Below are 9,920 nucleotides of genomic sequence, written 5' to 3'. Positions count from 1 at the left end.
ACGCCTGCACCGCCCGCTCCGGCCGCTCCCGCGGCCCAGGGCGTTCCGGGCCCCGACACCGACAACCACAAGCTGCCGACGGTCGACGAGCTGCTGCAGCGCATCCAGAGCGACCGGCAGCGCTCCGCGGGGCCGCCCGCGGGCCAGAACGACCCTCTGGGCGATCCGCTCGCCACGGGCTCGTTCGGCGGCTCCACGGGCCCCGGTACGGGCCCGCAGACGGGCCCCTGGTCGTCCGGTGGCGGCGCGGGCTACGAGGGCGGCCTCGGCAACACCGGCGGCTACCCGCAGGGCGCCCAGAACGAGGGCTACCCGGCGTCCCAGCCGTACGGCGAGGGCAACCGCTACGACGACCCGCTGAGCGGCGGCCGCGAGCCCGGACCCGGCGGCGCCGGGGCCTACGGCGACTTCAGCGGCAGCAGCTACAGCGGCGGCGACCCGCTGTCCGCCCCGCACGACCCGGGTGCGCAGAGCGGCGACCCGAACTCCACGCAGGCGTACGACCCCGGCTTCGGCCGCCAGGGCGGCTACCAGGGCGACGACTGGGAGAACCACCGGGACTACCGCCGCTGACCGCGCGTCGGCACCGCGCACGGCAACGCGAAGGGCCGCCGGACGGATCGTCCGGCGGCCCTTCGCGTTGCCGTGTCGTCCCTCGTCGGGGGCGGTAATGGAGCATTCGGGACGTATAGGCGTGCGATGTCCGGGCGCGGGTCGATATCGCGGTCGAACGCTGGTTGTATACGTTGAGTGATAGCAAACACACTCAACGTATCCACATTGCGGCGCGATCTGTTCGCGTCGTTCGTGGTGTTCCTCGTCGCGCTTCCACTGTCGCTCGGCATCGCGGTCGCCTCGGGCGCCCCGGTCGCCGCCGGACTCGTCTCCGCCGTCGTCGGCGGCATCGTCGCCGGAGCCCTCGGCGGGTCGCCGCTGCAGGTCAGCGGCCCCGCCGCGGGCCTCACCGTCATCGTCTTCAGTCTCGTGCAGGACTACGGCTGGCGGGCCACCTGCACCATCACGCTGCTCGCCGGGGCGCTGCAGCTCGTCCTCGGCACCGCCCGCGTCGCCCGCGCCGCGCTCGCGATCTCTCCCGCCGTGGTCCACGGCATGCTCGCGGGGATCGGCGCCGTGATCGTCCTCGCCCAGGTGCACGTCGTGCTGGGCGGCAGCCCGCAGCAGTCGTCCCTGGCCGACCTGCGGGAACTGCCCGGCCAGCTCGCCGCCCCGCACGCCCACACGACGCTGCTCGGCGGCCTCACCATCCTCATCCTGCTCGCCTGGAACCGGCTGCCGCGGCGCGGCCGGGCCGGCACGGCGCTGCGGCTGGTGCCCGGCCCGCTGCGGCCCGCGATCGCCGCCGCCACAGCGACCGCGTGGGCGCTCGGCTGGCAGACCGCGCGGGTCGACCTGCCCGCCACGCTGCTGGAGGACTGGACGCCGCCGGTCCTCCCGCACGGGCCGCCGGGCGGGATCATCGGCGCCGTCGTCTCCGTCGGCGTCGTGGCCGCCGTCGCGTCGCTGCTGTGCGCGGTCGCGGTCGACCGCATGCGACCGGCCGGGGTGCCGCGCTCCGACCTGAACAAGGACCTGCGCGCGCAGGGCGTCGCGAACATGGTGTCGGGCTTCCTCGGCGGCCTGCCGATCGCGAGCGTGATCGTCCGCAGCACCGCCAACCTGCAGGCGGGCGCCCGCACGCGGCTGTCGTCGGTCCTGCACGGCTGCTGGGTCCTCGTCCTCGCCCTGGCCTGCGGGCCGGTCATCGAGCAGATCCCGCTGTCCGCGCTCGCCGCGCTGCTCGTCGTCCTCGGCTGCCGGCTGATGGACCTCGCGCACGTCCGCGACCTGCGCCACCACCGCGAGGCCCCCGCGTACTTCGCCACGCTCGGCGGTGTCGTCGTCCTCGGCCTCGGCAAGGGCGTGCTGCTCGGCATCGGCGTCATGGCCGTGCTCGCCCTGTACCGCCTCACCACCCTGTCGGTGCGCTCGGAACAGCTCGTCCCGTTCCCCGGCGACGGCCCCGCGCCGCCCCGCTGGCACGTCGTCGTCGAGGGGACGTTCACGTTCCTCGGCGTCCCGAAGGTCACCCGGCACCTGCAGCAGATCCCGACGGGCTCCAACGTCGACCTCGACCTCAACGTCGGCTTCATGGACCACGCCGCGTTCGACGCCGTCCACCAGTGGCGGATCGCCCACGAACGGCAAGGCGGGAGGGTCGACATCGACGAGGTTCACGAGGCTTGGTATGAAAGAGCCGTGACAGGAGACACGACCCCGCCGAGCAAGCCTTCCCCTCAAACGCCCTGGTGGGCGCCCTGGGGGGACCGGCGGAACTCCGAGCCAGTATCCGATGCCGAGCATTCGCCGGCCAGCGACCTGCTCCTCGCGGGCGTCCGCAGGTACAACGACAGCACCGCCCCGCTCGTCCGCCCGATCATGTCCGAGCTGGCGATGGAGCAGAAACCGCAGAACCTGTTCATCACCTGCGTGGACTCGCGCGTGGTGCCGAACATCATCACCGCGAGCGGCCCCGGCGACCTGTTCATCAACCGTAACGTCGGCAACCTCGTGCCCAGGCAGGGCTCCTACCCCGCGGACGACTCGGTGATGGCCACCGTCGAGTACGCGCTCGAAGTGCTCGACATCCGCACCATCACGATCTGCGGGCACTCCAACTGCGGTGCCATGGCCGCCCTGCTCGCGGGCGGCACCGAGGTCAAGCATCTGCAGAAGCTGACGCACTGGCTGGAGCACGGCCGCCACACCGTGGCCCGCTTCCTGGGGTCGGAGCTTTCCGCCGACGAAAGCCCCCTCGCCCACCTCTGCAAGATCAACGTGATCCAGCAGCTCGACAACCTGCTCACCTATCCGTGGCTGGAGCACCGCGTCGAGGCCGGCGAGATCGAGCTGGTGGGCCTCTACCTGGACCTGCCGACGGCCAACGTCGAGATCCTCGACCGCGCGACGGGGACCTTCGCCTCCGTCCCGGGCGAGGTCCCCGTCGGCGACGTGCAGGACACGCGAACCCCGTCGTGACCCGCACGCATGGGCCGTCCCCCGCGGACGGCCCATGCCCTTCGGCGCCGCACCGCCACGCGGCGCCCTCACCATCGTTCTCAGTGCCCGACGAGCTCCCCGTCGCGCTCGTCCCATGCCTGCCGGTAGTCCCTCGGCTGCTGGTCCCGTACGTACATCCCCGTCACCCGGCGCGCCATCCGGGCGCCGCGGTCGGTCGCCGGCAGGAACAGCGCGTCACGCCGGCTGGCCCGCGCGAAGCTCCACAGCGCCGCCAGCATCGACAGCGCCGCCGCGCCGAGCACGAAGATCGTGAACGCGATGAACATCTGCGCTCCTCTCCCACGGGGCCGGTCCCCTCGGCCCCGCGGCCCGTCGCCGACCAAGGTCGATCGGCTTCATACCAGGACGTAAGCGCGCTGTTTCCGCGTCACTGTGTCGTGTGACCCGAAACCGTCGAATTCTCGCGCGAACACCCGATTTTCTGCACCTCTCAGGTCCGTCCGGGGTGTGAGGGCGCTCAGTCCTTCGGGAGGAATCCGCGGGCCCACTCGGCGGTCTCGCGAACGGCCGGCGAGTCGTCGGCGGCCGATTCCCGCAGGAATGCGCGGGCACGGGGACCGCCCGCCTCCACCAGTTCGACGATCGTCATCGACAGTCCGTCCTGGTCGTCCCCGAGATCGCGCGCCGCCGCCCTGATCAGGGCCGGGAGGGCCGCGACGCCCGCGGCCCCCGCGAGCGCGTCACCGACGACGTCGCGTCCGTAGAAGTCGCCCTTGTCGAGGAATCGCTGCAGTTCCGCCGTGAGACGCGGCACCAGCGTCTCGTCCGTCGTGTTTTCCGCGATCAGATCGACGACATCGTACGCTCCGGTGCTGTCGTCGTCCGGATCCTCGATGAGGCGGAGCAATTCGTCCACGAGCGACACGGAACGACCATAGCGCCCGCCACGGGAACGCGGGCGGTGGACGAGCCGGCCTGTAAGCCGGGTTCTGTGCCCGCCGCGCGCGGCGGCGGGCGACGGCCATCCATCTCGGGCCGCCGTTGCCGACGGCCTCCAGCGGTCTACCCGCAGGCTCGGGCGGGCCGCCCTCGGACGCCTGCGCGGGGACCTGCCGGATCCCCTTCTTGACCTTGCTCCGGGTGGGGTTTACCTAGCCGCCCACGTCACCGTGGGCGCTGGTGAGCTCTTACCTCACCGTTTCACCCTTACCACCGGCGGACCGGTGGCGGTCTGCTTTCTGTGGCACTGTCCCGCGGGTCGCCCCGGGTCGGCGTTACCGACCACCCTGCCCTGTGGAGCCCGGACTTTCCTCGACGGGGATCGCTCCCCGACGCGGCCGTCCGGCCGGCTCGTCCACCGCGTCCCAGGATAGACCGTTCGCGGCGGTCAGCGCTCGATGTGGTGGGCGTCGTTGAAGGTGCGGAGGGTCGCGGGGCCGTCGTCGTACCAGTCGATGGACGTCAGGGACGCGACGTCGAGGTGCATGCGGTAGATCGCGGCCATCGGGCGCCGAGGGCGTCGCGGACGAGCAGCTTGATCGGCGTCACGTGGGAGACCACGAGGACGGTGCGGTGGCGGGCGCGGACCTTCAGCTTGTCGAGGGCGGTGCGGACGCGACGGGACGTGTCCGCGAAGCTCTCGCCGCCCGGCGGGGCGGCCTCGGGGTCGGCGAGCCACGCGCGGAGCGCGGCGGGGTCGCGGTCGCGGGCCTCGGCGAAGGTGAGGCCCTCCCAGTCGCCGAAGTCGGTCTCGCGGAAGCCGTCCTCGACGCGGACGTCCAGGCCGGTGACGGCGGCGACCTCGGCGGCGGTGGCGCGGCAGCGTTCGAGGGGCGAGGTGACGATCGCGTCGAGGCCGCGGTCCTTGAGGGCGAGCGCGGCGGCGCGGGCCTGGGCCAGGCCGGTCGCGGTGAGGGGGACGTCGCCGATGCCGGCGAACCGCTTCTCGATCGACAGCGGCGTCTGGCCGTGCCGCAGGAGGATCGTGCTGGTGGGGGTCGTCGACGGCGGGACGGGCGGGGGCTCGGGGGCGGGGGGCGCGCTCGGGGTCCACTCCTCGCCGCGGGCGGCGGCGTCCATGGCCTCGTTGGCGAGCCGGTCGGCGTGCGCGTTGCGGTTGCGGGGGATCCAGCCGTAGGCGACGGCGCCGAGGTCCTCGGCGAGGCGGCGGGCCCGGGCGGCGAGCGGGATCATGTCCGGGTGCTTGATCTTCCAGCGGCCGGACATCTGCTCGACGACGAGCTTGGAGTCCATCCGGACGTCCACGCGGGCGTCCGGGTCGATCGACGCGGCGGCGGTCAGCCCGGCGATCAGGCCCCGGTACTCGGCGACGTTGTTGGTCGCCTTGCCGATGGCCTCGGCGGCCTCGGCGAGGACCTCGCCGGTCAGCGCGTCGCGGACGACGGCCCCGTACCCGGCCGGACCCGGGTTGCCGCGGGAACCGCCGTCCGCCTCGACGATCAGCTTGCGGCTCACAGGCCCGACTCGGGGGTGCGGACGAGGACGCGGCGGCACTCCTCGCAGCGGACGACCTCGTCCTCGGCGGCGGCGCGGATGCGGTTCAGGTCCGCGTTGTTGAGGGCGAGGTGGCAGCCCTGGCAGGCGCCGCGGAACAGCTTGGCCGCGCCGACGCCGCCGAACTGGGCGCGCAGCTTCTCGTAGAGCGCGAGGAGGTCGTCGGGGACGTCCTTGGCGACGGCCGTGCGGGCCGTGGCGGTCGTCCCGGCCTCGTCGTCGATCTCGCGCTGCGCGACGTCCCGGCGCCCGGTCAGGTTCTCGAGCTCCTGCTGCGCGGACGTCCGCTCGGTGCGCAGCTCGGTGACGCGGGTCTCGGCGGCCTCGGTCCGCTCCATGATCTCCAGGACGACCTCTTCCAGGTCGGACTGGCGGCGCTGCAGGGACTCGATCTCGGTCTGCAGGCTGCCGAGGTCCTTCGCGGAGGTCACCTGGCCGGAATCGAGGCGCTTCTGGTCGCGGTCGGCGCGGGTGCGGACCTGGTCGACGTCCTGTTCCGCCTTCTTCTGCTCCCGCTGCAGGTCGCCGACCTCGGTCTCGGCCGTCACGATCGCGTCGCGCAGCTCGGTGAGGCGGCCCTCGGCCCGCTCGATCTCGGCCAGCTCGGGCAGGGTGCGGCGGCGGTGCGCGAGCCGGTCCAGCGAGCTGTCGAGCTCCTGCAGGTCGATGAGGCGAAGCTGGGCTTGCGGTGCGGCTTTCACTGTGCTCCTTCGTCGTGGAGGCGCCACGCGTCGGTGACGAGGGTGGACACCCGGGTCTGCAACGTGCCGCCGGCCGCCTCGCTCAGGCGCCGCTCCGCGTCGGCCAGCCACGGCCATTCGGTCGCCCAGTGCGCGGCGTCGACCAGCGCCGGGCCGCCGTGCTCGGCGAACTCCGACGCGGGGTGGTGCCGCAGGTCGGCGGTCAGGTAGACGTCGACGGCGGCGGCCCGCGCGGTGTCGAGCAGCGAGTCGCCGGCGCGCCGCACACCGCGACCGTCCGGACGGGACGGTCCGGGTCCCCGGCGGCGCGCACGCCCTGTGCGGTGGACGGCAGGCCCGCGGCGACGCGGGCGGTGAACTCGCGCAGCGTGACCGGTTCGGCGAGCTCCCCGACGCGGCCGAGCCCGCGGCGGGGGTCGTCGGCGGCGGGGACCATCGGACGGAGCGCGCCGGTGAGCCCGACGGCGCGGGCGAGGGCGTCCGACACGCCCGGGTCGGCCACGTCGGCGTTGGTGTGCGCGGTGTGCAGGGCCACCCCGTCGCGGATCATCCGGTGGATCATCCGGCCCTTCGGCGTGGTCGCCGCGACCGAGTGGACGCCGCGCAGCAGCAGCGGATGGTGCGTGATCACCAGGTCGGCGCCCCATTCGAGGGCCTCGTCGAGGACGGCGGCGACGGGATCGACGGCGAACAGGACCCGTTCGACGTCCTGTCCGGGGTCGCCGCAGACGAGTCCGACGGCGTCCCACGACTCCGCCCACGCCGGCGGGTAGAGCTCCTCGACGGCCTCGATGACATGGGATAGACGCACGTTCCGCAGGCTATCGCGTCGCGACGCCCGGGCGTCGTCATCGGCCTTCGCCACATGACCGTCGCGTCTGGAACGATACGTTCGGCAGTGCCCGACCGGAGGGAGATGGTCATGTCGGCTTCCGACGCCCAGTCGGAACCGGAACTCACCGCAGAACGTCCGCATATGCCGGGCTACGGCATCCGGGGGCCGAACGAGGGGAGCGGACTGCTCCCGTGGTCCTGGGCCGTCGAACGGATGCGGGCGGCGCGCAACTTCTGGCTGTGCACGGTCCGTCCGGACGGACGGCCGCACGCGATGCCGGTGTGGGGCGCGTGGTCCGGCGAGGCGCTGATGTTCAGCAGCGCCGTCCCGTCCCGGAAGATGGTGAACCTGCGGACCAACCCGAACGTGGTGGTGACGACGGAGGCGGCCGAGAATCCGGTCGTGATCGAGGGCCGGGCGGAGGTCGTGACCGAGCCGCGGACGCTCCAGCGGTTCATCGACCTGGTCAACTCCAAGTACGCCACCCGCTATCGTGTGGACTTCCTGGACCCGGAGGTGAACGCCACCGTCGCGGTGCGGCCACAGCGGGCGTTCGGGCTGCAGCAGGGAGATTTCACCGGTTCTCCCACCCGGTGGAGGTTCACGACCTGAACCGCCGCCGGGATTTATCTGGACCCTCATCGCGTTGGAGAGTGTGTGAAGTCACCCTTTCGCCGCCGTAAGCGCGTCAAGGGCCGCCCGATGGGCAACCGGCCCGAACCCGCCGAGCCCGAAGTCGTCGACTGGCCCCACGAGGGGACCGGCCGGACGTCGCTGATGGGCGCCATCCGCGGCGACGGCGAGACCGGCGCCGGGTTCGGCGGCGCCATGTTCGAGGAACTCGGCGCCATGTTCGAGGGCTCCAAGAAGGTCAAGCAGGAGGAGCAGGAGCGGCAGAAGCTGCTGCGCGAGGACGACCACAAGCAGGCGGGGTCCGGCCGCGACGACCTGGACTCCGGCAAGATCCGCATCCGCCGCAACGGCAACGGCCCGGCCGGGCCGGGGCCGGGTGCGGCCGCGCCGCCTCCCGCCCCGGAGTAGCTCGAACAGATTTTCGATGCAGGGGGTATCCTGGACGGGTGAGCACCTCCGTTCCGCCGGGCTGGCCCGCGCAGGTGCACCCGCCGGGCACCGAGCGCTTCGAGGACACCGCGATGGCCTGGCTGCTCGACGTCGTCCCGCCCGAGTACCGGCGCTACGGCGTCCTGCGCCGGTATCCGCCGGTCCTCGCACGGATGGCGCGCCACCATGTGGACGCGTCCGTCGAGGCCGCCCGCGAGGGTTTCCGGACGGCGCGCGTGGATCTCGGCGCGGCCGTCCCGCCGCACGGCATCGAGGCCGTCCTGGAGACGTACCGGCGCGAGGGCGCCCGCCTGGTCGCCCTGCAGCGCGCGGTCGGCCTGGTGGAGACGGCCCTCGGCGCCCGGCCGGTCGCGACGGCGACCGTCCCGCCCCGGGCTGACCGGCTCCCGGAGCGGGCGTACCCGAGGCCGTCCGGCGGCGGCCGGGCCCGGCGGCTCCCCCGGCTAGGCGAGTTTCTCCAGGCGGTCGGCGGCCGCGGCCGCTCCCCCGGCGGCGGCGAACGCGTCGCGGACGCGTCCGGCGGCGTCCCGGTACGCGGGGTCGGTGAGGATCTCGCCGAGCGCCGTGCGCAGTTCGCCCGGCGTGACGCGCGCGAACCTGACCGGGATCCCGGCGCCCGCCCGCTCGACCTGCCCGGCGATCACCGGCTCGTCGTCGCGGACCGGCGCGAGCACCATCGGCAGCCCCCCGCCGAGCGCCTCCCCGACGATGTCGCAGCCGCCGTGGCCCACGACCGCCGACATCCGTTCGAGCAGCTTGCTCCGCGGGACGTGCTCGCGGACCAGCACGTTCGGCGGCGGGTCGGCGACCGTCCCGGGCGGCGCGACGAACACCGCCTGCACGTCCAGCCCGCGGACGGCGTCGGCGGCGGCCCGCAGGAACCGTTCGGCGGCCGGGTCGCCGGGCGTCCCGGAGGCGACCAGGACGGCCGGACGCCCGTCCAGCCACTCCCACGGGAACGCTCCGGTGGCGGCGGGACGGCCCGCCGCGGGCCCGACGAACGCGAAGTGGTCGGGGAAGAACGAGACGTCCCCGATCAGCGCGCCGGTCGAGAAGACCAGCACGAGATGGTCGGAGAACCGCAGGTCGAGCAGGTCCTCGATGCCGTGGTCGAGCTGGAAGTCGGCGATCTGGTCGCGCACCCACCCCTCCAGGAGCGGCGTCGCGCGCGAGCGGCCGGGCGAACTCGGCGGGCGTCGTCGCCGCCGTCGCCCACGGCAGGCCGCGCAGCCGCGCCGCGACGGGCCCGGCGAGCACCTGCTGGTCGCAGACCAGCGCGTCCGGGCGGAACCGGTCGATCGCGGTGTCGACGCCGGGCAGCATCGCGTGCCCGAGCGGGACCGCGAAGTCCTCCCAGTGGGATCTGAGCGCGGCGGGGCCGCGCAGCCGCAGCCGTCCGGCGCGGGTCTCGCGCAGGTGCGCGGTGAACGCGTCGTCGCCCGCCGAATAAATGCGCGAACCGGCGCGCAGCAGCGGTTCGAGGGCGGCGCGGTCGCCCGTCCAGGCGACCTTGTGGCCGCGCCCGGCGAGGCGGCGGCGACCGCGACCGTCGGGACGACGTGGCGGGCGACGGGCGGCACCGCGAACAGGAACCGGCGTTTGGGCGTTTCCGCCCGGATGCCCTGCTCGCCGAGGATGGACGGGACCTGGACGCGGCGGGCGCGGCGGGCGCTCATCGGACGCCTCCCCTCCGGGGCGCGCGGATCGGGCGGGACAACATGACCTCCAGGAGCTCGGGGGTCCCCGGCGGGACCGGGGCCGGGGCGGAC

The 9,920-nt window shown here is 73.7% G+C and carries 8 protein-coding genes, 1 other RNA gene and 3 pseudogenes; 5 read left to right on the top strand and 7 right to left on the bottom strand.

Going from position 1 to position 9,920, the window contains the following annotated elements; genetic code table 11:
- Both BJF79_RS55700 and BJF79_RS22855 read left to right on the top strand, forming a co-directional pair.
- A pseudogene (locus BJF79_RS55700) lies at nucleotides 1-573 on the top strand (hypothetical protein); the annotation flags it as partial.
- Between the two features lie 207 nt (nucleotides 574-780).
- Nucleotides 781-3,036, top strand: a complete 2,256-nt coding sequence (locus BJF79_RS22855) for a SulP family inorganic anion transporter (RefSeq protein ID WP_262402430.1) — start codon at nucleotides 781-783, stop codon at nucleotides 3,034-3,036.
- 80 nt (nucleotides 3,037-3,116) lie between these two features.
- Here the strand turns inward: BJF79_RS22855 and BJF79_RS22850 are convergent, their stop codons facing one another.
- The 6 genes and pseudogenes from BJF79_RS22850 to BJF79_RS22825 all read right to left on the bottom strand — a co-directional run bounded on the left by BJF79_RS22850 (nucleotide 3,117) and on the right by BJF79_RS22825 (nucleotide 7,044).
- Entirely contained in the window at nucleotides 3,117-3,344 is a 228-nt protein-coding gene (locus BJF79_RS22850; protein ID WP_075900324.1) for a hypothetical protein, read from the bottom strand.
- 191 nt (nucleotides 3,345-3,535) lie between these two features.
- On the bottom strand, nucleotides 3,536-3,934 hold the full coding sequence (locus BJF79_RS22845; RefSeq protein WP_158079257.1) for a hypothetical protein: 399 nt from the start codon (nucleotides 3,932-3,934) through the stop codon (nucleotides 3,536-3,538).
- 46 nt (nucleotides 3,935-3,980) lie between these two features.
- Nucleotides 3,981-4,371, bottom strand: an RNA gene (gene rnpB, locus BJF79_RS22840) — RNase P RNA component class A.
- A 34-nt stretch (nucleotides 4,372-4,405) separates the two neighbouring features.
- Nucleotides 4,406-5,493 (bottom strand): annotated as a pseudogene (locus BJF79_RS22835) (bifunctional RNase H/acid phosphatase).
- A complete protein-coding gene (locus BJF79_RS22830; RefSeq protein ID WP_075900320.1) occupies nucleotides 5,490-6,233 on the bottom strand; it encodes a zinc ribbon domain-containing protein in 744 nt (247 codons plus the stop codon). The pseudogene BJF79_RS22835 and the gene BJF79_RS22830 overlap by 4 nt, the downstream one beginning before the upstream one ends.
- Nucleotides 6,230-7,044 (bottom strand): annotated as a pseudogene (locus BJF79_RS22825) (Nif3-like dinuclear metal center hexameric protein). The gene BJF79_RS22830 and the pseudogene BJF79_RS22825 overlap by 4 nt, the downstream one beginning before the upstream one ends.
- 111 nt (nucleotides 7,045-7,155) lie before the next feature.
- Between BJF79_RS22825 and BJF79_RS22820 the strand changes: the two are divergent.
- Nucleotides 7,156-7,680, top strand: a complete 525-nt coding sequence (locus BJF79_RS22820) for a pyridoxamine 5'-phosphate oxidase family protein (protein WP_075900326.1) — start codon at nucleotides 7,156-7,158, stop codon at nucleotides 7,678-7,680.
- Between the two features lie 45 nt (nucleotides 7,681-7,725).
- Entirely contained in the window at nucleotides 7,726-8,109 is a 384-nt protein-coding gene (locus tag BJF79_RS22815) for a DUF6191 domain-containing protein (protein ID WP_075900318.1), read from the top strand.
- 485 nt (nucleotides 8,110-8,594) lie between these two features.
- Here BJF79_RS22815 and BJF79_RS61170 read toward each other — a convergent pair whose 3' ends face one another.
- Nucleotides 8,595-9,293, bottom strand: coding sequence for a glycosyltransferase (locus tag BJF79_RS61170; protein ID WP_262402429.1), 699 nt, complete (start codon nucleotides 9,291-9,293; stop codon nucleotides 8,595-8,597).
- Here BJF79_RS61170 and BJF79_RS61165 point away from each other — a divergent pair.
- Nucleotides 9,253-9,873, top strand: coding sequence for a hypothetical protein (locus BJF79_RS61165; RefSeq protein WP_262402428.1), 621 nt, complete (start codon nucleotides 9,253-9,255; stop codon nucleotides 9,871-9,873). The two genes, BJF79_RS61170 and BJF79_RS61165, sit on opposite strands and share 41 nt — an antisense overlap.
- Nucleotides 9,874-9,920 lie beyond the last annotated feature (47 nt).

Origin of the sequence: Actinomadura sp. CNU-125 (assembly GCF_001942465.1) — a bacterium.
GTDB lineage: Bacteria > Actinomycetota > Actinomycetes > Streptosporangiales > Streptosporangiaceae > Spirillospora.
Note: the sequence above shows the minus strand (reverse complement) of the source record. Positions and strands in the feature narration are given on the sequence as shown.

Bases quoted from the DNA above. Each gene is read 5' to 3' on its own strand.
- BJF79_RS22850 (WP_075900324.1), bottom strand. From the start codon at position 3,344: ATGTTCATCGCGTTCACGATCTTCGTGCTCGGCGCGGCGGCGCTGTCG.
- BJF79_RS22820 (WP_075900326.1), top strand. From the start codon at position 7,156: ATGTCGGCTTCCGACGCCCAGTCGGAACCGGAACTCACCGCAGAACGT.
- BJF79_RS61165 (WP_262402428.1), top strand. From the start codon at position 9,253: ATGCCGTGGTCGAGCTGGAAGTCGGCGATCTGGTCGCGCACCCACCCC.